Source organism: Pseudomonas sp. S2_C03 (assembly GCF_054668405.1).
This window is the reverse complement of the sequence record NZ_CP162766.1, coordinates 1,138,773-1,162,411: the sequence shown is the minus strand read 5'-3', so window position 1 is coordinate 1,162,411 and position 23,639 is coordinate 1,138,773. Positions and strand designations below refer to the sequence as shown.

Genomic DNA, 23,639 nt, shown 5'->3' with positions numbered 1-23,639 from the left:
GGTGTCAGGCAGCCAACGTCATCGTTAACGACCCTCGCGACGGTTCGACGCCTCGACATGCTCGCTCCTACAGTGGACTCAAAACCCCACATCCAGCACCACATTGTCCACGTAGGTCCCCGCTGGCGGTGTGGCCTGGTCGGTGTAGATCTTCGCGTTGTAGTTGAAGATCTGGCTGCCAGTGCCCAGCCCGTTGCCAGGGTTGACCTCGGCATCGATGCTGGCCCGCCGCGCCGCGCCGACACTGCCCCAGCGTGTGGTGCCGCTGCCCTTGAAGATGTCGTAGGCCAGGTAGTTGCTGCCGGAGATCATCCGCCGCCGTCCGCCGACACTGACGGGGTTCTGCCCGTCGCTCAGGCCCACGGAATAGGCACTTCCCTTGGTGCAGGCCAGGTTGATGGTCTGCCCGGTCACTGCCGTGAACCCGCTGACCACCGGCGCGCTGCCGAACGCGATGTTCGGCGCGGTGATGGTGCAGTCGTTGGACACCGTCATGTTCACCGTCAGCGTGGTCGTGCCACTGTTGATGTCTTGCCCCAGGCAGGCTCCCAAGGCGCCTATGCCCGAACAGTAGTTCCAGTCCCAGAAGATGCTCAGCGTCTCGCTGTAGACCCCCGCTGCCACGTTGCTGCCACTGATGCTGCCCAAATAGATCGGTACGGTTCTGGGCACCACGCCCCCCAGCAAGCCGAGCAGATCAATGATCCCGTTGCGGGCAAAATCGAACTGCGTGCCACGCGTGATCGAATAACTGGTGCTGTTGTTGGCGTACAGCGTGTAGCCAATCACGTCCCCGGTAGGGCCGACCATACCGGATGTCGTCGACGTGACGGTGGCGTAGAAATGGTCATTAGCGCTCAGCAACGTCAGCAATGAGCCCGTGCAACGCAGTCCGGCATTTGTCGTGGAACTGGGCTGCGAAGACGAACGCACGGCAATCGAACTCACCGTGCCAAATGCCGCCGGTAACGTTGAGACCACCGAACACAACGCCCACACCGATCCCGGCAGGCAAAGCAGCAACAGCGCCAGCCACCTCATGGCCGACACACCAGTGGGCCGATCAGCGGGATCTGCTCCTGCTGCATATCCACGGCAAATCGCACCTCACAGCTTTTGCCATCCGCCAGGCTCACCTTCAGGTTGTTCTGCGCCTTGAGGTCTTCCAGATAGACCAGCCCGTCCCAGCCCACCACCGTCTGCGTGCCACTCTGTTCATGCAGCACGCCGCTGCCCAGCGGCAGGTCCTGTTGCTGCGCGTCCACCAGCACGATGCTCGCGGCGACCACCCGGCTCAAGGGGAACTCCAGCAGGTAACCGCTACCCCGGCGCACGGCAATCCGTTGCTCGACATTCGGGCTGCGCACGTTGGCCGGCAGGTTCAGCGGGTCGATTTCGTACTTGCCACGGTAGTAGGCGCTGCTCCATGGCACCAGCAGGTGGCCGTTGCGATCGGTCTGGCCGACCTGCTGGTTTTCGTAACGCACCGGGATGTCGGCAAAACCGTCGGTGCTGACCACCACAAAGGCATCGTCGATACGGTTGGCGGCAAACACCTGCCTGTCCATCCACACCAGCGAACCACTGGCATCGGCCCAACGGGTTTCGGCGTCGCTGGTGCCGTAGACACCGGCCTGCAACTGCACCGATTGCAGGCGCCAGGTCAGGTCGGCCTGACGATAGGCCGGCCCGTCGCCCTGGCCGTAACCGAGGCTGAATCCGACCCCGCCCTGGGTCGGCACCGCGCGGCTGTAGTTGACCCGCTGCTGCGTTTGTCCGGTGTTGCTGCGTTCGCTGCTGACCGCCAGGCTCCCGTACAGGTCGAACGGAACGACCAGTTGCGCCTGCACCGCCCAGTTGCTGTCGCCGATCTCGCGGTTGGCCGACAGGTAGAAACTGCTGTTGTGCCACAGCGGCTTGCTCCACGTCAGGTTGAGCAGGCGGGTGCGCGAATCATCGGCCGCGCGGATGTCGAAATAACCCACGCCCAGGCTGCCCCAGCGGTCGAGGTTGACGCTCAGGGTCGCCTGTTCACTGCGCTGGCTCAAGGTGTTGAACGGGGTGTCGACTACGGTCAGGTCGGCGTAGCGGTCACGTCGTTGCAAACGCTGGTAAGAGAAGCTGTAGCGCTGGCTGCTGTACTGATAGCCGAAGCTGAGTTGCTGGCCGCGGTCGCCGTCGAACCGGCTCTGGCTGACGGCTGTATTCAGCACGCCAAAATTGCCCAGGCGCAGGTTGCCACCGATGCCGCCCAGGGTCAGCGAATCCGAGGCTTCGGCGTGGCTTTCCAGGGTGAAATTGTCACTGATCCCGTAACGTAAACTGCCCGACGTCACCCCCGGTCCGTAGGAAAAATCACGCAGGCCATAATCGCGACGCAAGGAGCCGGCGGCCACCGAAAAGTCACTCAGGCCTTTTTGCAACAGGCTGCTGGTGACGTAGAACGGCACAGTGGTCGAGACTTGGCGGCCCAGCGCATCAGTGGTGACCACTACCGCTTCGCCCGCCCCATTGATAAAGGGAACGTTGGTCAGGGTGTAAGGGCCGGGTTGCAGCTGCGCGCTACTGGATTTGTAGCCATTGATGAACAGATCCACCGAGGACGGCACCGCCGCTTCCCCGGCAAACTGCGGCAGCGGGTAGGTGACCAGATCCGGTCGCACGCCAAAGTCCCGGGACACCTGTGCCCCGCCGATGCGCACCGAACTGCTCCAGGGCAATGCGCCGCTGACCAGATCCCCGCCTTCGAAAGTCAACATGCGCTCGTCATCGGAGTAGCGCCAGGTGGTGTCGTAGCGCAGGTAGCCGTTGTTCAGCGTACTGACCGAATCCCCCGAGAGCGTGCGTCGATATTGCCCGGTGTTGGACAACGTGCCCCAACCGTCAAACAGCCTCACTTCATTCCACGCCGCGAGGTACGTGCCAGCGTCATCGGTGTCATTGAGGTACAGGTCGTAGTTGAACAAGGCGCCGAAGCTGCTCAACGCCTGGGTGCGCGGGTAGGCGTCGCGGTTGCCCACGAACTGTTCCGGCAACCAGTTGGGTGGCACTTCCAGCAGCAGGCGTTGACCGGTGCTGTCGTACTCGCTGTGCAGGCCCGGCAACCCATCGAGATCGACTTCGGCGCCAAGGCTGTCCGGCAGTTTCATGAAGGTATCGCGCAATGCACTGGCTGGCAGGAACAGCCGCCCGTTGCGTTGTTCCACGGCGACGACACGTCCGGTATTCATTTGATTGACCACCAACTCCAGAAACAACTGCGCATCGGCCACGGTCTCCATGCCGCTGGGTGGCGGCGGCAGGTCGGCGGCGATGCCACAATGCGCGAACATCAGGCAACCCACACAACCGATGGTCCGCAACGGACGCTGGAAACTGCGAGCCAGGTACTGGCTCATTACCGCTGTACGTCCGTCAATGGACCCTGCCCTCCCTGCACCACTTGATCAGCGCCACCCCATCAGCGGGACGGCGTAACGCTCTGTACCTGCGGTGCGCCGTTGACTCGCACCTGCAACGCCGGGTTGCCCGTCATCGGGCCTGGCGCCGGCCAGCGCATGATCGCGCCGGGCAGTACGTAGCCGAGCAGTCCTTCCACCAGCGGCTTCTCCTGCCCGCCCTGCTTGAGCGAGACATCCGTCAGCCGGGCATGCACCGCCCCCTGATTGCGCACCTCCACATAGGGCTGCCCATCAACCGCTACCGTGCGCCAGGTCAGCTGCGGCAGGCCCGCGCCCTTCGGATCACGCTTGCGGCTGGCGTCCTCCTTGCTCCACAGGCCCGCGCCATAGGCGAACAGCGGCACCGAGTAGCGCATCTGGAAACGTATCGCCGCCGCTGTCTTACCGTCGTCGGCGGCGGTGGGTTTCGCCGAGGGGATTTCGTCGATGATGATGCGATAAGCCAGCTCCTGCCCTGGCGCAATCTCCCGAGTACGGGTCAGGCGCACCAGTTGTTTCTGGCCGGGCTCGATCTTGGCCACGGGCGGGCTGCCGATCACGTCGCGCTGATTCTGGTACTGATCGCTGAACCCGCTCTGGCTCCAGGCAAACACGCGGATTTGCAGGTTGGCCGTTTCATCGCCACGGTTTTCCAGCCACAGGGCGCTGGCCTGCTGATCGGCCTCCAGCACCGGGTCGATTGGCCAGATCAGCACCGAACTGGCGGCTTGCGCCTTGATTGCCCCCCACAGCAGCGACGCCAACAATGCATGCCCCACGACCCCATACCGCCGCAAAGGTAACCCCATGTATCCACTCCTTGTGTTTGCCTGGCCCGATCACCGCATTACCACGTGAGCTGCACTTGCAGCACATCGCTGTAGGTCCCCCCAGGCTGATTGCCCGGCAATTGCACCTGGCCGTAGATCGGCAGGCGGATGTTGTTGGCGTCGGCGTAGGCCACCGATACGCTTTGGCCGATCCCCAGGCTCTGGCTGTAAGCCGCATCGCGAAACAACTGATAGGCCACACGGTTGCTGCCCGTGCCGAGCTGCATGTGCCGCCCGCTACTGTTGTATTGGCCGCCATCGACGCTCATGTTCAAGGCCACCCCTGGCGTGCATTGCAACTGCACATCCGCCGTCAGGGCGACTCGCACGGTACCGGTGGCCAGCGCCGACTGGCTGCCGAAATCAAGGCTGCCGTAATTCGACACCCCGCCCACCACCAGGCAACCGGGTACCACCGTGGCGTTGACCTGGAAGCTCTGGCTGGTTGCCGCGGTCAGGGACGACGGCGAACTGGTGGTCCACAGCATCAACAGTGCAGCCCATCCTTGGCGGCTCATGGTCCTAGAACGTCAGTTCAACGGAGATGGTGTCGGTGTAGGTGCCCGCCGGCAGACCGGCCTTGCCAACCGCCTGACCGTAGAGATTCACGGTCTGTGCCACTCCGGTGCTGGCGGCCAGGTTGATCACCCCGTCGATCGCCAACAGCTGCGAGTGCCCCGCGTCGGTATAGAGGTCGTACGGCACGTAGTTGGCGACTCCGTCGTACAACGCCCGGGTGCCTCCCGGCGACTGGCCGTCGTGGGCGCCCGCACGTACCTTGACCGAGGGCGTGGTGCCGCTGGAACACAGGATCGACAGCGCCCCGCCGCCACCACCCAGCACTTGCCCGGAGGCGGTGGTGAACAGGCTGTTGGCAGTGCCGAAGTTCAAGGCACCGAAATTGAGCCCCGTGGAGCCGCCCGAGCCGTTGACCTGGCAGCTACTGATGAGGATCAGGCTGGAGGTGATCTGGCCGGTAACGGTGGTGGCTGCCTGGGCACTGGACACCAGTGTCAGACCGAGCAGCGGTAAACCAATCCTTGTAGCGAGTGTGCGCATGGTGTCCTTCCTCTTCGGGTTTACCAATCGAGCGTGACGGTCAGGGTGTCGGTGTAGATCCCGGCCGGTACCGCGCGAGCGTTCGCCACCACCGAGCCGAAGACCGGAATCGGGATTCGGGTGCCGCTGGTGACTGCAAAATTGTGTTGCTGGCCGATGCTGTAGCGCTGGTTGCCCGAGGCATCGAGAAACAGCTGATAAGGGAGCGTTTGACGGCCATTGCTCAGGCGTCGGGTGGTGCCGTCGCCGTGGGTGCCGCCATCGATGGTGACGGTGAAACCATTGACGGAGGGGTCGCAGGCGACATTCAAGCGACCGCTGCCGTCTTCGCTCAGGCTGGCACGGATCGGGCTGTCCCAAGTCGGCCCGGGCCGGCCAAAGTCCAGAGTGCCACTACCACTGGCCGGGTTATCGGGGCTGGCACCATTGCTGACTTCGCAACCGGCGATGATTGTCAGCCGTGCATGAACCTGACCGCTGACCGCCCCGTTTGCGTTCATGCCCGGCCAAATCAATGCCGCCAAAGCAATCAATGCCCAATGTGTGCTTGTCTTCACGCCAATCCCAACTCCTTCAGGACATTCAAACCCACGGCCGCTTTCCTGCACTACTCAGCTCCCTCGGGGGGCGATGACACGTGTGGCTACCAGGTGACGGTCACCTTCACCAGGTCCGTATAGCGGCTGACACGCGGAATGTCGGTCAATCGCTCAATGCGCGCATAAAGCGGCAGTTCCACGCTGCCGGTATCAGGCACCCGCCCGCTGATCGGCACGTCCACCGCCAGCGGGATCAGCCGCGCGGGGTCCTGGTAAAGCCGGTATGGGATGGGTTTGCTGCCGGCAGCACTCGCCAGGTAGCGCACGTCACCGACGCCGCCATGCTGGCCGCCGTCGATGCGTAATTGGTAAGGGGTGTCCGGGTTGCACTCAAGGCGAGGTAGGCGCGCATTCATCAGCGCGGCCCCCAACGGACCCGCAGGATCGTCCAGGCGAGCGGTCTGGCCGAAGTCGAGCACACCCAGTTGTTCGACGCCGGCGCTGCGTTGCTGCCCGACCAATTGACAGCCACGCTGTACGTCTACCCGTACGTGCACTTGAAGGTCGGCGGCCCAGACGTTTGCACTGAGCATCACACTCGCCACTGCCACTCCAACGAATCCATTCACAGCCCAATCCTTCAGGTGAGGGTCGCTCCTGAAAATCAGGTTAGCAATGGGTCGAGAAATTTCCAGCAACGCGAAAGCCTGGATCCCTGGAAAAACGGGGGCTTTTATCCAGGACTATCGAGGTAGACGCGTAAAGCTTCGGAAAAAAAGTTGTACGCCCAGTATTTTCCCGTCCAATTTACCGCCCTCCCTCCGACAAAACTGGAAGCAAATTTCCCCAATTGGTTACACGGGGCCGACGCGGCTCGGGAGAGCCCGCTTGACGATTACAGGTGACATCCGTGGCCATTCGACCACCTGACCGTTCACGCTTGCGCTGGCCTTCACTGCGCCGTCTCCTCGCCAGGGTATCGAGCATTCCTGCCAGGTGGTGGTCGGGGGAATACACCCGGTTGGCGCGTAAACCGCTATCATGTCGCCTTTTTTCGGGCCTTACAGCCCTCCCTTCATCAAGCGAATCTGTTCATGGACACCCTTGCCCAACTGCGCGCTGGCCTGCTGACTGGCGCCACGCGCCTGGACCTGGCCGCCGGCCTGACGCAATTCCCCCGGGAAATCCTCGACCTGGCGGACACGCTGCAGGTGCTCAACCTCAGTGGCAACGCCTTGAGCAGCCTGCCGGATGACTTTCATCGGCTACACCGGTTGCGGGTGCTGTTCTGTGACCGCAACTTGTTTACCGAGCTGCCCGCATGCCTGGGCCAGTGCGCCGCGCTGACCATGGTCGGTTTCAAGAGCAATCTCATTAAAACCGTGCCAGGCACTGCGCTCCCGCCGTTACTGCGCTGGTTGATCCTGACCGACAACCGCGTCACCGAGCTGCCGACCGAACTGGGCGAACGTCCGTATCTGCAAAAGCTGATGCTCGCTGGCAATCGCTTGACCCAACTGCCGCAAAGCCTGCGCAACTGCCATCGACTGGAACTGACCCGGATCGCCGCCAACCAGTTGAGCGAATTACCCGACTGGCTGCTGACCTTACCGAGCCTGACCTGGCTGGCCTATGCCGGCAATCCACTGGAAACCGAAGCCGATGCTGCCGCGCTCGAGGCCACGCCGACCATTGACTGGGCACAACTGCGCCTTGGGGAAAAACTCGGCGAAGGGGCCTCCGGTGTCATTCACCAGGCCGAGTGGCAGCAGGCCAAGGCCGTCGCGGTCAAGCTCTACAAGGGGCAAATGACCAGCGACGGCTCGCCGCTGCATGAAATGAACGCCTGCATCACCGCCGGCCTTCACCCCAACCTGATCCGGGTCGAGGGACGCATCGTCGAACACCCGCAAGCCCAGGCCGGGTTGGTCATGGAGCTGGTAGACCCCAGCTACCGCAACCTCGCCGGTTTGCCGAGCCTGGATTCCTGCAGCCGGGACGTCTACGCCGACGACACCCGATTCAGTGCGGATGTGGCGCTGCGCATCGCCCGTGGCATCGCCTCGGTGGGTGAGCACTTGCACCGTCAGGGCATCACCCACGGTGACCTTTACGGCCACAACATCCTGTGGAACGAGCACGGTGATTGCCTGCTGGGGGACTTTGGCGCGGCGTCATTCCATGCCACGCAGGACAGTTTCGAGAGCCGTGCCCTGCAGCGCATCGAAGTGCGCGCGTTTGGGGTGCTGTTGGGGGAGTTGCTGGAGCGGATCGACTCGGGGTTGAGCGATCAGGCGCGAGAGCGGTTGGAGGACTTGCAGCGCCGCTGCTGTCAGGGCGACGTGCTGGCGCGGCCGGGGTTCAGCGAGATAGTGATCGAGTTGGATCGTTTTTGAGCGCATTTCATTGTGGGAGCGGCCTGCCCCGGGCGGCGTGCCGACGATGAGGGCCTGCCAGACGGCAAAGCCCTCACCAATGACTCAATACATCAACCCGCCAACCCGACAAACATGTCCTGCACATCATCGTGGTTATCGAGGCCTTCGAGGAAGGCTTCGACTTCAGCCATCTGCTCATCGCTCAGGCCGGTGACCGGGTTCTTCGGTTTGTAGCCCAGCTTCGCCGACAACACGGTGAAACCCTGCTCAGGCAAAGCCTTCTGCACCGAATCCAGATCGGTCGCTTCAGTGATGAACAGCGTTGCGCCCTCTTCACCTGGCTCGAAATCCTGGGCGCCGGCCTCGATGGCGGCCAGTTCCGGATCGGCGTCGGGGCTGTCCGGGGACGCCTCGATCAAGCCGACGTGGTCGAAGTCCCAGGCCACGGAACCGGAGGCGCCCAGCTGCCCCTTGCGGAACGCAACGCGAATCTCGGCAACGGTACGGTTGATGTTGTCGGTCACACACTCAACGATCAACGGCACCTGGTGCGGCGCGAACCCTTCATAGGTCACGCGATGGTATTGCACGGTTTCGCCGAGCTGACCCGAGCCTTTCTTGATCGCACGTTCCAGGGTTTCGCGGGGCATCGAGGCTTTCTTGGCCTGTTCAACCACCAGGCGCAGGTGTGCGTTGGTGGCGACATCGGCGCCGTTGCGCGCAGCAATGGTGATTTCCTTCACCAGTTTGCCGAAGATTTTCCCCTTGGCGTTGGCTGCCGCTTCTTTGTGTTTAACCTTCCACTGTGCGCCCATTACTCACTCTCTTGGTCTATGGCGCCGAAACATCTATTGGCCGACGCATCGCGCAAGTTTATACGGCCTAAAGGTGGCAATCGACCAAAAATTCCATCGTGCCGAATCGACATCTTCACCTCTTGTTGTAGGGCAATTCGGAAATCTGCTTTGCGATGACTCTAAACGGCTGTGGTTTCGTACCCTCTGCGCCTGTACTTCCTGGCCGAGGCGCGTTCGATGCATAACGATAAGGAAACCCCCTACACCCTGACCCTGCTCAATGGTGATCTCAGCCTGCAGGTCTTGCAGTTCAATGGTCGAGAAGCGCTCAACCAGCCCTTTCGGTTCGAGATCGAAGTGATCGGCCTGGCGCCCGCCATCAACCTCGATCGCCTGCTGCAACAACCGGTTTTTTTCAGCTTCGCCGATGGCCTGGGCGTGCACGGCATCATTCACAGCGCCAGCCGCGAACACCGGGGCACGCAACGGATCGACTATCGGCTGGTGCTGGTGCCCTGGCTTCAAAACCTCGACCGGCAACCCTCGCGTCGGGTCTTTTATCAACGGAGTGTTCCCGCGATCCTGCGCCAGTTGCTGGAAGAAAACGGCCTGCCCGAAAACAGCTATCGTATTGAACTGCAGGACGGGCACTATCCTGCCAAGCCGTTCTGCATCCAGTTCGACGAAAGCGACCTGGCCTTTCTGCAACGGCTGTGCGAAGAGGAAGGTATCCACTTTCACTTCGAGCACGAGCGCGAGCGCCATGTACTGGTGCTGGCGGATGACAGCCAGAGTTTCCCTGCAGAGCCGCTGTTGATGCGTTTCAACGGCGACGCGACGCAAGACCAACAGGCTCCGGTGATCAGCGAATTGTTCCAGCGCCACACTTCGCCACCGCAGGCCTCGCATCCCACTGCGCCACCGCTCGATCAGGAACGGCTCAGCCGCCGGATACTCGAGCGCCTGCGTTGCCGACACGGCCAGTTGCAGGGTCGCAGCAACCAGTGTGCCCTGCGCACCGGCGCCATTCTCCAGGTGTCGGAACACCCGTTGGCGCACTTCAACGACCAGTGGCTGTTGATCGAAATCCGCCATCAGGGCCAGCAGCCTTCGATTCTCGAACGCCGTGATACCGAGCGGGCACGTCAATACGGCAATCAATTCACCGCCATTGTCTGGTCAACGGTGTTTCGCCCCGCGCTGACCCAGGCCCGTCCCGCGATTCCGGGGTTTCAACCGGCGAGAGTGCTGGGCCCGGTGGGCGAACCCGCTCAGTTGGACGATCAAGGTCGGGTGAAGGTGCGGTTATGGCCAACGGCGCAGGCCGATGAGGATCAACACAGCGGATTGTGGTTACCCATGGTGGTCACCACCCCCGATGGCCGAGTGGACCCTTCTCGCGTGCCGCTTGCGGGCAGCGAAGTGCTCGTCAGTTTTCTCGACAGCGACCCGGACCGCCCGGTGCTGTACGCCACGGCGAGCCATCCGCCTACGCCGCGGCCAGCCCGGCAGTCCAGATGCGATGACCGGTTGTTGCTCGACTGGCTGATCCGGCCGATGGACACATAAATGGCGGGCGGGCGGCTTGCCCGCGGACGCTGCAACGCGGCTTACCGCTCAGGCGCCAACCCAAAAAAGGCCTGAATCAAGCGTAAATCTCGCCGCCGTTCCATGCACCCCATCATGTGGCAGTTCACCAAGCCCTCCCCCATGATCGGCACCGCCGCCACCCGCGGGTCATGGCTGACTTCCACCGACGACACCACGCCAACCCCCAGTTGAGCCGCCACCGCCTCGGTCACGGCTTCGCGGCTATCCAGTTCCAGCAGCACCCGAGGGTTCACATTGGCCTGGTTGCAGGCTTGATCGAAGGTCCGCCGAGTGATCGAACCGGGTTCGCGCAGCACCATGATCACCTGATCCAGATCCTCGAGCGAAACGCCCCGGGTCTTCGCCCATGGATGGCCGGCCGGCACCAAGGCACACAGGCGTGACTCGCAGAGCGCCTGCAAATGCAGCCCCTTGCGCGGCTCGACCTCGGTCAGCACCGCCACGTCGGCATGCTCGGACAACAGCGCCGCGAGGGTTTCCTGGGCGTTGCCCAGGCGCAGGTTCACGGTGATCCCCGGATAACGGACGCGCAAGCTCGCCAGCATCGGCATGACCAAGTGCGGTCCGTCCGCCGCGACTTCCAGGCGCCCGGTGAGCAACTGCCGGTTCGCCTCCAGCATCACCTGCGCTTCCTCGGCGAGCCCGAACATCGCCCGGGTGATCGCCGCCAGCCTGGTGCCCTCTTCCGTCAATTCCACCCGTCGCGCGGTTCGGCGCAACAGCGTGACCTGGTAATGCTCCTCGAGGGCCTTGATGTGCCCGGTCACGGCCGGCTGACTGATGAACAGGCGCGCAGCCGCCCGGGTAAAGCTGCCCTCGCGGGCCACCGCATCGAAGGCACGCAACTGAAACAGGTTCATGAATAATTCCTACTGATGGCTCGCATAACAACAAACAATTTGATTGATAAGTCGGCAAATTGCAATTTAGGCCCCGTAGCTTCACCCCATCGATTGCGAGGACACGAGATTGAGTACCGCCGCACCCATCCTGCTCACCCCCGGCCCATTGACCACGTCCACCCGCACGCGCCAGGCGATGATGGTCGATTGGGGTTCATGGGATGACCGCTTCAACCAACTGACCGCCAACCTGTGCGAGCAACTGCTGACAATCATCAATGGCGGCGCCAGTCACCATTGCGTGCCCCTGCAAGGCAGCGGCACCTTTGCGGTAGAAGCGGCAATCGGCACGCTGGTGCCCCGTGACGGTAAAGTTCTGGTGTTGATCAATGGCGCCTACGGCAAGCGCCTGGCGAAAATCTGCGAAGTGCTCGGTCGCGCATTCAGCACCTTCGAAACCGCCGAAGACGAACCGGTCACCGCCGCCAACGTCGACCGCCTGTTGCGCGGCGATACCGGCATCAGCCACGTTGCGCTGATCCATTGCGAAACCAGCACGGGCATCCTCAATCCCTTGGCGGACATTGCCCAGGTGGTGCATCGACAGGGCAAGCGCCTGATCATCGACGCCATGAGTTCCTTCGGTGCCCTGCCGATCAATGCGCAGCAGATCCCGTTCGACGCGCTGATCGCGGCCTCGGGCAAATGCCTGGAAGGCGCCCCGGGCATGGGTTTCGTGTTTGCCCGAAAGGAAGCGCTGGCCACTGCCGCCGGCCATTCGCATTCGTTGGCGATGGATCTGCACGACCAGCACGCCTACATGATGAAGACCGGCCAATGGCGCTTCACCCCGCCAACCCACGTGGTCGCGGCGCTGCACGAGGCCTTGCTGCAATACGTCGAAGAAGGCGGCCTGCCGGCGCGGCATGCGCGTTATGCCGCCAACTGCCAGGCGCTGATGGAAGAGACGAGCAGGCTGGGCTTGCGCAGCTTTCTGCCCGCATCCATACAGGCGCCGATCATCGCCACCTTCCATGCACCGAAGGACCCGCGTTACCAGTTCAAGGAATTTTATGAACGGGTCAAGGCCAAGGGTTACATCCTCTATCCCGGAAAATTGACCCAGGTCGAAACCTTCCGCGTCGGCTGCATCGGCCACGTGCAACCGGCCGACATCCGTGCCGCCGTGGCGGCAATCGGCGAAGTGCTGCAAGAGATGGAAGTGACAGTCATCTAGACCCCAACCCATTCCCCCTGTAGGAGCGAGCATGCTCGCGATAGCAGTGTGTCAGGCAACATCCATGCTGAATGACAGACAGCAATCGCGAGCATGCTCGCTCCTACAGAGCGCTCAAACTCACCACAGGACTCGACCACCATGAACTACACCCACCCCACACAACTCCAGGCTGCCATCCTCGACTGGGCCGGCACCGTGGTCGACTTCGGCTCGTTTGCGCCGACGCAGATTTTCGTCGAAGCCTTCGCCGAGTTTGACGTTCAGATTTGCATCGAAGAAGCCCGGGGCCCGATGGGCATGGGCAAGTGGGACCATATCCGCACACTGTGCAATCTGCCGGAGGTTGCCGAACGCTATCGCAAGGTATTCGGTCGCACGCCGAACGACGATGACGTCACCGCGATCTATCAACGCTTCATGCCGCTGCAAATCGAAAAAATCGCCGAGCACTCGGCGTTGATTCCAGGCGCCCTGGACACCATCGCCCACCTGCGCCAGCAAGGGATCAAGATCGGCTCCTGCTCCGGCTACCCGAAGCAGGTCATGGACAAGGTCGTGGAACTGGCCGCCCACAACGGTTACGTCGCCGACCATGTGGTGGCCACCGATGAAGTCCCCAACGGCCGACCATGGCCAGCCCAGGCACTGGCCAACGTGATCGCACTGGGTATCGAGGACGTGGCGGCGTGCGTGAAGATCGATGACACCGTGCCTGGCATCCTTGAAGGTCGCCGTGCCGGGATGTGGACCGTCGCTCTGCTCTGCTCGGGCAATGCGCTGGGCCTTGACTACGAAGGTTATCGAGCCCTCAACGGCGAGCAACTGGCCAGCGAACGCAAGCGCATCCAGGCCCTGTTCGCAAACTCACGCCCGCACTACATGATCGACACCATCGTCGAATTGCCGTCCGTGATCGCCGACATCAACCGGCGCCTGGCCAATGGTGAGATGCCGCAGAGCGCGTGATTCTGTGGGGGCGGGGTTTGTTGACCTGGCGCACAGGCAAAGACGCTTAAACAGGATTACAGTTAAGGCACACCGTCGCCCAAGAACGGTGGCTTGAGTTAACCCGTGAGGAACGTCGCATGCCCTGGAAAAACTCCGAGTCCCGCTACAGCACGGTCTCGATCACACTGCACTGGTTGATGCTGGTCCTGCTGGCACTGGTTTACGCCTGCATCGAATTTCGCGGAATCTTTCCCAAAGGCAGCGGCGGTCGAACGTTGATCGTCGAGTCGCACTTCATGCTCGGCCTCACGGTGTTCGTACTGGTGTGGCTCAGGTTGTTGGCCCGCAGCCTGGGCCCTGCACCGCAGATCTTCCCTGCCTCGCCGAAGTGGCAAACCACCCTCGCCCGGTTGATGCACTGGGCGCTGTACCTGTTCATGATCGTAATGCCGATTCTCGGGTGGCTGGTCACCAGTGCCAAAGGCAATCAAGTGATGTTCTACGGTTTTGACCTGCCGATGCTGGTCTCTGAAGACAAAGCACTGGCCAGGCAGATCCAGAACTGGCATGAACTGGGTGGCACCCTCGGCTACTGGCTGATCGGCCTGCATGCACTGGCGGGGCTTTATCATCACTATGTGGTGCGTGATAACACGTTGCTGCGCATGATGCCCAAGCGTAACTGATCACCTATCAGGCAAACCCTCGGCGGCCCTGCAAGCCGCCGGTGTGGATGAAGATCAAACGCATCCCTGTCTTGAATCGCCCAGCTTCGACTTGTTGCTTGAGCGCCAGCAGTGCCTTGCCGGTGTACAGCGGTTCGAGGGGAATGCCGCTGGCCGCTTCGGTCTGGGCGATAAACTCCAGCAACCCTGGATCAACGTTGCCGAAGCCTCCCCGGCTGGCGTCGAACAACTCATAGTGCGCTGGCGGCACTTGCGCCTCTCGGGCAATGGCTTCGACCTGCTGCGCCACACCATGATCATCAGGCACCGCCAGGGCTCCGTACACCGGATGCTCACCGGCTTCAGCCAGCATCAACCCTGCCAGCGTGGTGCCGGTGCCACACGCCAGCCACGAGCCGTCATAGTCGCTCCAGCCCAGGCCCTTCAGTTGCGCGCCGACCATCGCCTTCAGCGGCATGCAGCCAATGGCGCCCGGCAAACCGCCGCCCCCTTCGGGCACCGGCCACAGGTCGGGGTACTGCGTCTGCCAGGGTTCCCAAAAACCCGGCTGATGCCGCGCGCGATAACCGCCGTAGCCCAACCAGTGCAACTGCATGCCCATCGCCTGCAAGTCGTTGACCGTTGGCGTGTCCTGCGCATGGCCGCGCAACAGCCCCACGGTGCGAAAACCCAGGCGTTGACCGGCGGCAGCCAATGCGTGCAAATGATTGGAATGGGCACCGCCCAGGCTGATGATGCCCTTTGCACCGGCGCGCTCAGCGGCCTTGAGGTGTTCGGTGAGCTTGAACCATTTATTGCCGCTGATGAGCGGGTCGATCTGGTCGAGGCGCAGGATGGCGAGTTCGATGTTGGCGGGGGTGAGCCAGTCCAGGTGGAGGCGTTCCAGGGGGGGTGGGGGAAACATGAGGCTGGCTCTGGGTTAAGAGCCGGCATTTTAACAGTCTTCAAGGACTGCCATCGTCGGAACGCCGCCCGGAGCAAGCCCGCTCCTACAATGGTCAGGTGATCCCTGTAGGAGCGGGCTTGCCCCGGGCGGCGTTCCGACGATAGCCATTGGCAGGAAGACCCTGCCTGTTACAACTCAGCCGCCAACCGCGACCCCTGATTGATCGCCCGCTTGGCATCCAACTCCGCCGCCACGTCCGCGCCGCCGATCAGGTGCACATTTTGCCCCGCCGCCACCAGGCCGTCGTGCAGCTCACGCAACGGGTCCTGCCCGGCGCAGATGACGACGTTGTCCACCGCCAGCACCTGCGGTTCGCCGCTTTCGCCGATGCGAATGTGCAGGCCTTCGTCGTCGATCTTCAAGTATTCGACGCTGTTGAGCATCTGCACCTGCTTGTTCTTCAGCCCCGTGCGGTGGATCCAGCCGGTGGTCTTGCCAAGGCCGTCACCGACCTTGGATTTCTTGCGTTGCAGCAGGAACACTTCACGGGCCGGGGCATGGGGCTGGGCCTTGACGCCGGCCACGCCGCCGCGCGCCTCAAGGTGGGTATCAATGCCCCACTCCTTCCAGAACGCCTCACGGTCCAGGCTGGTCGCCACGCCCTGGTGCACCAGGAACTCCGACACGTCGAAGCCAATGCCACCGGCACCGATGACCGCAACGCGCTTGCCAACCGGCTTGCGCTCCAGGATCACGTCCAGGTAGCTAAGCACCTTGGCATTGTCGACCCCTTCAATCGCCGGGGTACGCGGGGCGATACCGGTGGCCAGGATGATTTCGTCATAACCGCCTTCGACCAGTTGCGCGACGTCGACGCGGGTGTTCAGGCACACCTCGACGTTGCTGGTCTGCAACTTGCGGTTGAAGTAGCGCAGGGTTTCATAGAACTCTTCCTTGCCCGGCACACGCTTGGCCACGTTGAACTGGCCGCCGATCTCGCTGGCCGAATCGAACAGCGTCACCTGATGGCCACGCTCGGCGGCCACGGTGGCGGCCGACAAGCCCGCCGGGCCTGCACCGACCACGGCGATCTTCTTCAGGGTTTGCACCGGCAGGTAGTTGAGTTCGGTTTCGTGGCAGGCACGCGGGTTGACCAGGCAGCTGGTCAGCTTGCCGCCGAAGGTGTGGTCCAGGCACGCCTGGTTGCAACCGATGCAGGTGTTGATTTCATCGGCGCGGCCAGCGGCGGCCTTGTTCACGAAGTCCGGGTCGGCGAGGAACGGCCGCGCCATCGACACCATGTCAGCGTCGCCTTCGGCAAGAATCTGCTCGGCCACTTCCGGGGTATTGATGCGGTTGGTGGTGATCAGCGGAATGCTCACCGAACCGCGCAGTTTGGCCGTGACCTTGCTGAACGCCGCACGCGGCACCTTGGTGGCGATGGTCGGAATGCGCGCTTCGTGCCAGCCGATACCGGTGTTGATGAGGGTCGCGCCAGCCTGTTCGATGGCCTTGGCCAGGGTGACGATTTCTTCCCAGGCGCTGCCGCCTTCCACCAGATCGAGCATCGACAGGCGGAAGATAATGATGAAATTCGGCCCCACCGCCTCACGCACCCGGCGCACGATTTCCACCGGCAGGCGCATGCGGTTTTCGTAGCTGCCGCCCCAACGGTCGGTGCGGTGGTTGGTGTGCGCGGCGAGGAACTGGTTAATGAAATACCCTTCCGAGCCCATGATCTCGACGCCGTCGTATTCGGCTTTCTGCGCCAGCACGGAGCAGGTGACGAAATCGCTGATTTGCTTCTCGATGCCTTCCTCGTCCAGCTCTTTAGGCTTGAACGGGTTGATCGGCGCCTGGATGGCGCTGGGCGCGACCTGCTTGGGACTGTAGGCATAACGGCCAGCGTGGAGGATCTGCATGCAGATCTTGCCGCCCGCCTCGTGCACCGCACGGGTGACGATCTGGTGCTTGAGCGCCTCTTCCTCGGTGGTCAGCTTGGCCGCACCCGAGTACACCCCGCCCTCGTCGTTCGGGCCGATGCCGCCGGTCACCATCAGGCCCACACCGCCACGGGCGCGCTCGGCAAAATACGCCGCCATGCGTTCGAAGCCACCCGGCTTTTCTTCAAGGCCCGTATGCATCGAGCCCATCAGGGTGCGGTTGCGCAGCGTGGTGAAGCCCAGGTCCAGCGGGGCCAGCAGGTGCGGGTAATGAGCGGCGGTCATCGGAAACTCCACGTCGAGCGATCACGGATAAAGTGGGGGTGTTCTTTGGCACCCCTCTGTCATGAGCAACAGATTATGGGCACTCAGGTGACGGCTCAATGACCATAACTGACAACTTGATGACCTAATCGTGCAGCTAATGGTCGCATGGCGTCTCAGGCGCAGTGAGTCCTGCACCTGAATTCGTATACCATATGCGCAAATCAGTCCGAACGATCGCCACCGTGACCCAACCCAAATTCAACGCTCCCGACCTGGGCAACGCGCCCTCGACCTCGGAAATCATTACCCGCCACCTGCGTGACGCCATCGTCGCCGGGCATTTCGCCGAGGACGAACCGATTCGCCAGGACGACATCGCCCGCCAGTTCAATGTCAGCAAGATTCCCGTGCGCGAAGCACTCAAGCGCCTGGAAGCTGAAGGCCTGGTGATGTTCCAGCGCAATCGCGGCGCGATGGTTACGCGGGTGTCGGATGCCGAATTGGCGCAAATGTTCGAAGTGCGCATGCTGCTCGAAGACAAGGTGCTGCGCCTGGCCATTCCCAACATGACCGAGGCTACCTTCGCCCGGGCCGAGCGCATCTGTCAGGAGTTTGTCGGCGAGGATGACGTCGGGCGCTGGGCCGAGCTCAACTGGGAACTGCACGCCTGCCTGTATGAGCCGGCGCAACGGCCGTTTTTGGTGAACCTGATCCGCTCGGTCAATGACAAGCTCGAGCGTTACCTGCGCATGCAGATGAGCCTGTCCGCCGGCAAGGAACGCGCCGACCACGAACACCGCGAGATCATTGCCGCCTGCCGTGCCGGTGATGTCGACCGCGCGGTTAGCCTGCTCGACGAACACATCGCCGGGGTGTGCCAAACCCTGTTCGAGCACCTGCCCCACCATCATTGACGGCTGGCTGTCCTGTGCCGATTTCGTCATCGGTGCAGAATAAATCCATCAAGCCGCCACGCCTCATACACGCCACGCTTGCGTTCATCTATCCGAACGCGAGAGTGGTCCCTTCATGAAACGCATCAGCGTGATCGACTCCCACACCGGCGGCGAACCCACCCGCCTGGTGACCGCCGGTTTTCCCGACCTGGGCAACGGCAGCATGGCCGAACGCCGCCAGCTTCTGGCCGAACAACACGACGACTGGCGCACCGCCTGCGTACTCGAACCACGGGGCAGCGACGTGCTGGTGGGCGCGCTGCTGTGCGAGCCGGTCGACCCCAGCGCCTGTGCCGGGGTGATCTTCTTCAACAACACCGGTTACCTGGGCATGTGCGGCCACGGCACCATCGGCCTGGTGGCTTCGCTGGCGCACCTGGGCAAAATCGGTCCGGGCGTGCATAGCATCGAGACGCCGGTGGGCACGGTGCAGGCTACCCTGCACGCCGACCACAGCGTCAGCGTGCGCAACGTGCCGGCCTACCGTTATCGTAAGGCGGTGACGTTGCAGGTGCCGGGCATCGGTGAGGTGACAGGAGACATCGCCTGGGGCGGCAACTGGTTTTTCCTCATCGCCGAGCATGGCCTGCGGGTGGCCGGGGACAATCTCGATGCGCTGACGGCTTACACCTACGCTGTGCAACAGGCGCTGGACGTGCAAGGCATTCGCGGTGAAGACGGCGGCTTGATCGACCACGTCGAGTTGTTCGCCGACGACGCCCAGGCCGACAGCCGCAACTTCGTGCTCTGCCCCGGCAAGGCCTACGACCGCTCCCCCTGCGGCACCGGCACCAGCGCCAAGCTGGCGTGCCTGGCCGCCGACGACAAATTGCAGCCGGGACAGATCTGGCGCCAGGCCAGCGTGATCGGCAGCGAGTTCGAAGGCTCCTACGAGTGGCAAGGCGAGCGCATCGTCCCGACGATTCGTGGCCGTGCGTTCATCAGCGCCGAGGCGAGCCTCATCATCGAGCAGGACGATCCGTTCGCCTGGGGCATTCGTCCATGAGCCAAAGCCAGGTGGCCGATGTGATCGTGATCGGCGCCGGCATCATCGGCGCCGCCTGCGCCCAGGCCCTGGCCCGGCGTGGCCTGCGCGTGCTGGTGCTCGACGCCGGCCTGCACGGGGCCACCGCGGCCGGCATGGGCCACTTGCTGGTGCTGGACGACAACCCGGCCGAACTGGCCCTGAGCCAATACTCATTGCAACGCTGGCGCGAACAGGCGCCGCAATTGCCCGACGACTGCGCCTACCGCAGCAACGGCACCCTGTGGCTGGCGGCCAACCCCGAAGAAATGGCCGTGGCCGAAAGCAAATGCCTCAACCTGCAAGCCCAGGGCGTGGCCTGCGAATTGGTTCCGCGCCACGCCTTGCGCGAACGCGAACCGGCCCTGCGCGAAGGCCTGGAAGGCGGCTTGCTGATCAATGGCGACGGCATTCTATACGCGCCAGCCACCGCCCGCTGGATGCTCGACCACGCCAACATCGAACAACGGCGGGCACGGGTCAGCGAGGTGGACGGCAATCGCGTACGCCTCGAAGACGGCCAGTGGCTGCACGCCGAAGCGGTCATCCTGGCCAACGGCATCCAGGCTAACGAGCTGTGCCCGGAGTTGCCCATCGAACCGAAAAAGGGCCATCTGCTGATCACCGACCGCTACCCCGGCACCGTCACCCACACGCTGGTGGAACTGGGTTATGTCACCAGCGCCCACAACGCCAAGGGCCCGTCCACCGCCTGCAACATCCAGCCACGGCCGACCGGGCAATTGTTCATCGGCGCCTCGCGGCAGTTCGGCACCACCGACCCGCAAGTCGAGGGCTGGATGCTGGCGAAGATGCTCAAGCGCGCCACCGAATACATGCCGGACCTGGCCCACCTCAACGGCATTCGCGCCTGGACCGGTTTTCGCGCCGCCAGCCCCGACGGCCTGCCGCTGGTGGGCCAGCACCCCCAACGCAAAGGCCTGTGGCTGGCGGTCGGACACGAAGGACTGGGGGTCACCACGGCGCCCGGCACCGCCGACCTGCTGGTCGCGCAGCTGTTCAACGAAGCGTCGCCGCTGGCGGCGCCACCCTATTTACCAGAACGTTTCCTCGGGGAGGTCGTGCATGCCTGACGTGATTGTGGATGGCCGCGCCCTGCACGTGGCCGAAGGCACCACCGTGGCCGCCGCCCTCGCCCTGGCGGGTGACGGCACCACCCGCACCTCCGTTGCCGGCCAGCGCCGTGCGCCGCTGTGCGGCATGGGCATCTGCCAGGAATGCCGCGTCACCATCAACGGCCGCCGCCGGCTGGCCTGCCAGACCCTGTGCCAAAACGACATGCACGTGCAGACCCGACCATGAACGAATACGCCGACCTTTTGATCATTGGCGCCGGCCCCGCCGGCATGAGCGCCGCGCTCGCCGCCGCGCCCAGTGGCGCGCGCATCGTGGTGCTCGACGACAACCCGCTGTCCGGCGGCCAGATCTGGCGCGACGGCCCCCAGGCCAGCCTGCCGAAACAGGCACGGCAACTGCGCGAGCGCCTGCACGCCTGCGCCAACATCCGTCATCACCCGGGCACTCGGGTCATTGCCTGCCCGGGGCACAAACAGCTGCTGGTGGAAGATGCTGATCGCGGCTGGCTGATCGACTACGACAAACTGATCCTGTGCACCGGCGCCCGAGAATTGCTGCTGCCCTTCCCCGGCTGGACATTGCCGGGCGTCACCGGGGCCGGCGGGCTCCAGGCCCTGATCAAGGGCGGCCTGCCGATGCAAGGCGAACGGGTAGTCGTCGCCGGCAGCGGCCCGCTGTTGCTCGCCAGTGCTGCCACCGCCAAACACAATGGAGCGCAGGTGGTGCGCATCGCCGAGCAGGCGTCTTTGGCCGCCGTCGCGGGATTCGCGCTGCAACTGCCGCGTTGGCCGGGCAAGCTTGTGCAGTCCCTGTATCTGTTCGATCGCCAGTACCGCACCGACACCCATGTGGTGGCGGCATTGGGCAGCGACCGCCTGGAAGGTGTACGCCTGAGCCAGCAGGGCAAGATTGTCGAACTGGACTGTGATCGACTCGCCTGTGGTTTTGGCTTGATTCCCAACGTTCAGCTGGGTCAGGCGTTGGGCTGCGAGGTGACGGGCTCCGCGCTGGCGGTAGATGCCTGGCAAGCGACGAGTCTGGCCGATCATTATGCAGCGGGGGAATGCACCGGGTTCGGGGGCAGTGAACTGGCGTTGGTCGAGGGGGAAATTGCCGGGCTTGCGGCGGTTGGCGAAACCTCTGCCGCTGAACAGCTTTGGCCACGACGGGCGCGCTGGCAGGGGTTTGCACGGGCGTTGAATGGGGCGTTTCGGCTTGATCCCAAGCTTAAGGCGTTGGCCCAGGCCGATACTCTGGTGTGCCGCTGTGAAGACGTGCCTTACGCCGCCATCGCCGGGCACCGCGACTGGCGTGAGGCCAAACTGGCCAGCCGTTGCGGCATGGGTGCCTGTCAGGGGCGGGTGTGTGGTGGGGCGTTGCAATACCTGTTCGACTGGCAACCCTCGCCCCCACGCCCGCCCTTCAGCCCGGCGCGGATCGAAACGTTTTTATGTGTGGATGAGACTCCGCCTGCTTGAATGGCTGACGCCGGGTTTTCTGACCTGTGCGTCCCCCCCCCTGTAGGAGCGGGCTTGCCCGCGATGGCGACCTTCGGGCCGACCGTTTTTTTTGGATTGAGTACATATATCCATTGCTGCGGTAACGGCCGCTTATGGTTCCGCTCTTACAGCGGGTCACTTTTTTCAAACGCCCGGAATGCCGGCCCAGAAAAAAGTAAGCAAAAAACGCTAGCCCCAAGCGTACGGTCCCTCGCCTAGGCTCGGGATACCCTCGCTCCGGCATCCATCCGGGGACATCGCCTCCGGTTTGCTTCGCTGCACCTCCTCTCGATGTGTGCGGCTACGCCGCACGGCGCTGCGCGCCCACTCCCCGGATGAATGCCTCCACTCAGCCTTCCGAAGGGGCGGGTGGATCAAACGCCTGCAAGGCGAGCTAACGCTCGGCCTCGTGGTTTGGTTTGACTGGCGCAGTCCTTGTGGGAGCGGCGGTGCGACGATTCGACTTGCTCGCGAAAGCGATCTTGCAATCGCCACTGCATCTGCTGGTGTACACCATCCCTGTAGGAGCGAGCATGCTCGCGATGGACGTCAACGATGACGCTGGCTGCCTGATACCCCGCGGTGCCCGAACCACCATCGCGAGCATGCTCGCTCCTACAGGAGAAGAGGTTTACGTTTAACGGTGATGGTGAAATATCGGATAGCGCCTACAAGTCTTTGTAGGCAAACTCCGAATCTTGCTGTTGGGCACTTTGATGCCTTGTTGCGTGTTTTTTCGGGGGATAGTCTCGGGTCGTCGCTGGGTATTCAGCGATCGGGCTTGGAAACCCGTCAGATCACAACGCAAGGCGCCCATGGCACGATTGAAGTGTTAAGGCAGCTGTGCGTGGGACGCCTACGGGCGTGCCGGATTTGTGGTCTCCGGTTTCCAACCTGCGCACAGCCGCCACCCACTCGCTTGGAAACGAACGTGGCGAATTCTCTTACTGTTGGAGAAAGACCATGTCAAAAAATAATTCCCGCCGCACCGCAGACCTCAAAACCATCGGCCTCACGCCCCTCATCTACTGCTCCGACAACCCCCTGTTCCACGTCACCCGCAACGTCCCGCTCGCCGATGCACTGTCCATGGCCTCCGATTTCCTGTTTCTCGCCAAAGGTCTGACCCAGGACGCCGCCTTCGTCCGCGATACCGACCGGCACGCCTGGGCTGCGCATTACCTGACGCAACTGAGCAAGGCGCTGGTGGATGATGTGGTGAAGGTCCTGACACCATCGCCAACAAAACCTCAAACCAGCCAATAACCACCGCCCCCTGTAGGAGCGAGCTTGCTCGCGATGGAGGTCAACGATAACGCGGGCCATCTGACACCCCACGTTGTCCGAACCACCATCGCGAGCAAGCTCGCTCCTACAGGGACGGTGTACACCAGCCGATGCTGGGGCGATTGCAAGATCGCCTTCGCGGGCAAGTCGAATCGTCGCACCGCCGCTCCCACAGGGACAGCGCCAACCCAACCAAACCACAAGGTCGAGCGTTAGCTCGCCTTGAAAGCTTTTGATCTTGCTCTTGATCCACCCGCCCCTTCGGCAGGCTGAGTGGAGGCATTCATCCGGGGAGTGGGCGCGCAGCGC

22 protein-coding genes are annotated in these 23,639 nt (G+C 63.0%); 11 read left to right on the top strand and 11 right to left on the bottom strand.

Going from position 1 to position 23,639, the window contains the following annotated elements:
- Positions 1–78 precede the first annotated feature (78 nt).
- The 7 genes from AB4N64_RS05215 to AB4N64_RS05185 all read right to left on the bottom strand — a co-directional run bounded on the left by AB4N64_RS05215 (position 79) and on the right by AB4N64_RS05185 (position 6,461).
- Positions 79–1,041 carry a Csu type fimbrial protein gene (locus AB4N64_RS05215; protein WP_460122573.1) on the bottom strand — a complete coding sequence of 321 codons (963 nt, stop codon included), beginning with the start codon at positions 1,039–1,041 and terminating at the stop codon, positions 79–81.
- Positions 1,038–3,398 carry a fimbria/pilus outer membrane usher protein gene (locus AB4N64_RS05210; protein ID WP_460122571.1) on the bottom strand — a complete coding sequence of 787 codons (2,361 nt, stop codon included), beginning with the start codon at positions 3,396–3,398 and terminating at the stop codon, positions 1,038–1,040. Before AB4N64_RS05210 ends, AB4N64_RS05215 begins: the two co-directional genes overlap by 4 nt.
- 62 nt (positions 3,399–3,460) lie before the next feature.
- Positions 3,461–4,249, bottom strand: coding sequence for a fimbrial biogenesis chaperone (locus AB4N64_RS05205; protein ID WP_460122569.1), 789 nt, complete (start codon positions 4,247–4,249; stop codon positions 3,461–3,463).
- Positions 4,250–4,287: 38 nt separating this feature from the next.
- Positions 4,288–4,788, bottom strand: coding sequence for a Csu type fimbrial protein (locus AB4N64_RS05200; protein ID WP_460122567.1), 501 nt, complete (start codon positions 4,786–4,788; stop codon positions 4,288–4,290).
- A 4-nt stretch (positions 4,789–4,792) separates the two neighbouring features.
- Entirely contained in the window at positions 4,793–5,329 is a 537-nt protein-coding gene (locus AB4N64_RS05195) for a Csu type fimbrial protein (protein ID WP_460122565.1), read from the bottom strand.
- A 20-nt stretch (positions 5,330–5,349) separates the two neighbouring features.
- Complete coding sequence (locus AB4N64_RS05190; protein ID WP_460126620.1) at positions 5,350–5,829, bottom strand: Csu type fimbrial protein; 480 nt, start codon at positions 5,827–5,829, stop codon at positions 5,350–5,352.
- A 143-nt stretch (positions 5,830–5,972) separates the two neighbouring features.
- Positions 5,973–6,461, bottom strand: a complete 489-nt coding sequence (locus AB4N64_RS05185) for a Csu type fimbrial protein (RefSeq protein WP_460126618.1) — start codon at positions 6,459–6,461, stop codon at positions 5,973–5,975.
- A gap of 501 nt (positions 6,462–6,962) precedes the next feature.
- Between AB4N64_RS05185 and AB4N64_RS05180 the strand changes: the two genes are divergently transcribed.
- Positions 6,963–8,264 (top strand): protein kinase, encoded by a 1,302-nt coding sequence (locus tag AB4N64_RS05180; protein ID WP_460122563.1) that lies wholly within the window; start codon positions 6,963–6,965, stop codon positions 8,262–8,264.
- 92 nt (positions 8,265–8,356) lie between these two features.
- On the opposite strand, the gene AB4N64_RS05175 is transcribed toward AB4N64_RS05180, so the two are convergent.
- Positions 8,357–9,061 (bottom strand): YebC/PmpR family DNA-binding transcriptional regulator, encoded by a 705-nt coding sequence (locus AB4N64_RS05175; RefSeq protein WP_460122561.1) that lies wholly within the window; start codon positions 9,059–9,061, stop codon positions 8,357–8,359.
- Positions 9,062–9,280: 219 nt separating this feature from the next.
- On the opposite strand from AB4N64_RS05175, the gene AB4N64_RS05170 reads away from it, so the two are divergent.
- Positions 9,281–10,612, top strand: coding sequence for a type VI secretion system Vgr family protein (locus AB4N64_RS05170; protein WP_460122559.1), 1,332 nt, complete (start codon positions 9,281–9,283; stop codon positions 10,610–10,612).
- A gap of 41 nt (positions 10,613–10,653) precedes the next feature.
- Here AB4N64_RS05170 and AB4N64_RS05165 read toward each other — a convergent pair whose 3' ends face one another.
- Entirely contained in the window at positions 10,654–11,514 is an 861-nt protein-coding gene (locus AB4N64_RS05165) for a LysR substrate-binding domain-containing protein (protein ID WP_460122557.1), read from the bottom strand.
- Between the two features lie 109 nt (positions 11,515–11,623).
- On the opposite strand from AB4N64_RS05165, the gene AB4N64_RS05160 reads away from it, so the two are divergent.
- From AB4N64_RS05160 to AB4N64_RS05150, 3 genes are all read left to right on the top strand, one after another.
- On the top strand, positions 11,624–12,733 hold the full coding sequence (locus AB4N64_RS05160; protein ID WP_460122555.1) for a 2-aminoethylphosphonate--pyruvate transaminase: 1,110 nt from the start codon (positions 11,624–11,626) through the stop codon (positions 12,731–12,733).
- A 141-nt stretch (positions 12,734–12,874) separates the two neighbouring features.
- Positions 12,875–13,702, top strand: coding sequence for a phosphonoacetaldehyde hydrolase (gene phnX, locus AB4N64_RS05155; RefSeq protein ID WP_460122553.1), 828 nt, complete (start codon positions 12,875–12,877; stop codon positions 13,700–13,702).
- A gap of 119 nt (positions 13,703–13,821) precedes the next feature.
- Positions 13,822–14,370, top strand: a complete 549-nt coding sequence (locus AB4N64_RS05150; RefSeq protein WP_460122552.1) for a cytochrome b — start codon at positions 13,822–13,824, stop codon at positions 14,368–14,370.
- A gap of 7 nt (positions 14,371–14,377) precedes the next feature.
- On the opposite strand, the gene AB4N64_RS05145 is transcribed toward AB4N64_RS05150, so the two are convergent.
- Positions 14,378–15,274 (bottom strand): 1-aminocyclopropane-1-carboxylate deaminase/D-cysteine desulfhydrase, encoded by an 897-nt coding sequence (locus AB4N64_RS05145; RefSeq protein WP_460122550.1) that lies wholly within the window; start codon positions 15,272–15,274, stop codon positions 14,378–14,380.
- A gap of 170 nt (positions 15,275–15,444) precedes the next feature.
- Positions 15,445–17,484 (bottom strand): oxidoreductase, encoded by a 2,040-nt coding sequence (locus AB4N64_RS05140; RefSeq protein ID WP_460122548.1) that lies wholly within the window; start codon positions 17,482–17,484, stop codon positions 15,445–15,447.
- A 224-nt stretch (positions 17,485–17,708) separates the two neighbouring features.
- Here AB4N64_RS05140 and AB4N64_RS05135 point away from each other — a divergent pair, with 224 nt between their 5' ends.
- From AB4N64_RS05135 to AB4N64_RS05110, 6 genes are all read left to right on the top strand, one after another.
- On the top strand, positions 17,709–18,380 hold the full coding sequence (locus AB4N64_RS05135; protein WP_460122546.1) for a GntR family transcriptional regulator: 672 nt from the start codon (positions 17,709–17,711) through the stop codon (positions 18,378–18,380).
- Positions 18,381–18,495: 115 nt separating this feature from the next.
- Positions 18,496–19,428 carry a 4-hydroxyproline epimerase gene (locus AB4N64_RS05130; protein WP_460122544.1) on the top strand — a complete coding sequence of 311 codons (933 nt, stop codon included), beginning with the start codon at positions 18,496–18,498 and terminating at the stop codon, positions 19,426–19,428.
- A complete protein-coding gene (locus AB4N64_RS05125) occupies positions 19,425–20,540 on the top strand; it encodes an NAD(P)/FAD-dependent oxidoreductase (RefSeq protein WP_460122542.1) in 1,116 nt (371 codons plus the stop codon). The genes AB4N64_RS05130 and AB4N64_RS05125 overlap by 4 nt, the downstream gene beginning before the upstream one ends.
- Positions 20,533–20,769, top strand: coding sequence for a 2Fe-2S iron-sulfur cluster-binding protein (locus AB4N64_RS05120; protein ID WP_460122540.1), 237 nt, complete (start codon positions 20,533–20,535; stop codon positions 20,767–20,769). Before AB4N64_RS05125 ends, AB4N64_RS05120 begins: the two co-directional genes overlap by 8 nt.
- Positions 20,766–22,022 carry an FAD-dependent oxidoreductase gene (locus tag AB4N64_RS05115; protein WP_460122539.1) on the top strand — a complete coding sequence of 419 codons (1,257 nt, stop codon included), beginning with the start codon at positions 20,766–20,768 and terminating at the stop codon, positions 22,020–22,022. Before AB4N64_RS05120 ends, AB4N64_RS05115 begins: the two co-directional genes overlap by 4 nt.
- Positions 22,023–23,006: 984 nt before the next feature.
- The gene (locus AB4N64_RS05110; RefSeq protein WP_460122538.1) at positions 23,007–23,309 is read left to right on the top strand and encodes a DUF3077 domain-containing protein; all 303 of its coding nucleotides are present in this window, start codon (positions 23,007–23,009) and stop codon (positions 23,307–23,309) included.
- Positions 23,310–23,639 lie beyond the last annotated feature (330 nt).

Coding starts and splice junctions, on each gene's coding strand:
- AB4N64_RS05150 (WP_460122552.1), top strand. CDS start 13,822: ATGCCCTGGAAAAACTCCGAGTCCCGCTACAGCACGGTCTCGATCACA.
- phnX (WP_460122553.1), top strand. CDS start 12,875: ATGAACTACACCCACCCCACACAACTCCAGGCTGCCATCCTCGACTGG.
- AB4N64_RS05190 (WP_460126620.1), bottom strand. CDS start 5,829: ATGAACGCAAACGGGGCGGTCAGCGGTCAGGTTCATGCACGGCTGACA.
- AB4N64_RS05210 (WP_460122571.1), bottom strand. CDS start 3,398: ATGAGCCAGTACCTGGCTCGCAGTTTCCAGCGTCCGTTGCGGACCATC.
- AB4N64_RS05120 (WP_460122540.1), top strand. CDS start 20,533: ATGCCTGACGTGATTGTGGATGGCCGCGCCCTGCACGTGGCCGAAGGC.
- AB4N64_RS05200 (WP_460122567.1), bottom strand. CDS start 4,788: ATGAGCCGCCAAGGATGGGCTGCACTGTTGATGCTGTGGACCACCAGT.
- AB4N64_RS05125 (WP_460122542.1), top strand. CDS start 19,425: ATGAGCCAAAGCCAGGTGGCCGATGTGATCGTGATCGGCGCCGGCATC.
- AB4N64_RS05215 (WP_460122573.1), bottom strand. CDS start 1,041: ATGAGGTGGCTGGCGCTGTTGCTGCTTTGCCTGCCGGGATCGGTGTGG.
- AB4N64_RS05110 (WP_460122538.1), top strand. CDS start 23,007: ATGTCAAAAAATAATTCCCGCCGCACCGCAGACCTCAAAACCATCGGC.
- AB4N64_RS05195 (WP_460122565.1), bottom strand. CDS start 5,329: ATGCGCACACTCGCTACAAGGATTGGTTTACCGCTGCTCGGTCTGACA.
- AB4N64_RS05145 (WP_460122550.1), bottom strand. CDS start 15,274: ATGTTTCCCCCACCCCCCCTGGAACGCCTCCACCTGGACTGGCTCACC.
- AB4N64_RS05115 (WP_460122539.1), top strand. CDS start 20,766: ATGAACGAATACGCCGACCTTTTGATCATTGGCGCCGGCCCCGCCGGC.
- AB4N64_RS05165 (WP_460122557.1), bottom strand. CDS start 11,514: ATGAACCTGTTTCAGTTGCGTGCCTTCGATGCGGTGGCCCGCGAGGGC.
- AB4N64_RS05205 (WP_460122569.1), bottom strand. CDS start 4,249: ATGGGGTTACCTTTGCGGCGGTATGGGGTCGTGGGGCATGCATTGTTG.
- AB4N64_RS05175 (WP_460122561.1), bottom strand. CDS start 9,061: ATGGGCGCACAGTGGAAGGTTAAACACAAAGAAGCGGCAGCCAACGCC.
- AB4N64_RS05180 (WP_460122563.1), top strand. CDS start 6,963: ATGGACACCCTTGCCCAACTGCGCGCTGGCCTGCTGACTGGCGCCACG.
- AB4N64_RS05170 (WP_460122559.1), top strand. CDS start 9,281: ATGCATAACGATAAGGAAACCCCCTACACCCTGACCCTGCTCAATGGT.
- AB4N64_RS05130 (WP_460122544.1), top strand. CDS start 18,496: ATGAAACGCATCAGCGTGATCGACTCCCACACCGGCGGCGAACCCACC.
- AB4N64_RS05185 (WP_460126618.1), bottom strand. CDS start 6,461: ATGCTCAGTGCAAACGTCTGGGCCGCCGACCTTCAAGTGCACGTACGG.
- AB4N64_RS05140 (WP_460122548.1), bottom strand. CDS start 17,484: ATGACCGCCGCTCATTACCCGCACCTGCTGGCCCCGCTGGACCTGGGC.